The sequence below is a fragment of the Frankia sp. CcWB2 genome (genome assembly GCF_977927585.1).
Genome location: NZ_CDWRCM010000274.1, coordinates 1 through 375, shown reverse-complemented (window position 1 = coordinate 375; position 375 = coordinate 1). Strand labels below are relative to the sequence as shown.

Below are 375 nucleotides of genomic sequence, written 5' to 3'. Positions count from 1 at the left end.
CCCACCAGGGGGCGACGTCCCGCTTGGCGGCGTTCCACGCGAGCCGCAACGCGGGCAACGTCCACGGTGCCGGAGTCAGCGCGTCACCGGACAGGCCGTAGGACTGTTCGGCCTCGCGCTGGGCGAGCGCGGCTTTCACCCGGGCCAGACCCCAGTTGTAGGCGAACCGGGCCGCCCCGGCATGCCGGCGCAGGCCGGCACGCTGGACGGTGTTCGGATCGAGTGCGAACCGGTACGCCTGCAACGCCTTCACGTCGAGTCGTCCTTCGTCACCTCGGTGACCGCACGCCGGGCCCGGTTCGCCGCAGCGCGACGGCCGTACAACCGGGCGCACAGCGACGTCAGGATCTCGGTGACGTCACCGACCAGGTCGTC

The 375-nt window shown here is 72.0% G+C and carries 1 protein-coding gene and 1 pseudogene; both read right to left on the bottom strand.

The window, feature by feature from the left end:
- Positions 1–253, bottom strand: a 253-nt coding sequence (locus ACY45C_RS20205; protein WP_462189132.1) for a helix-turn-helix domain-containing protein, incomplete at its 3' end; no start/stop codon positions are given.
- Positions 250–375, bottom strand: a pseudogene (locus ACY45C_RS20200) (IS607 family transposase); the annotation flags it as partial. The gene ACY45C_RS20205 and the pseudogene ACY45C_RS20200, both read right to left, overlap by 4 nt.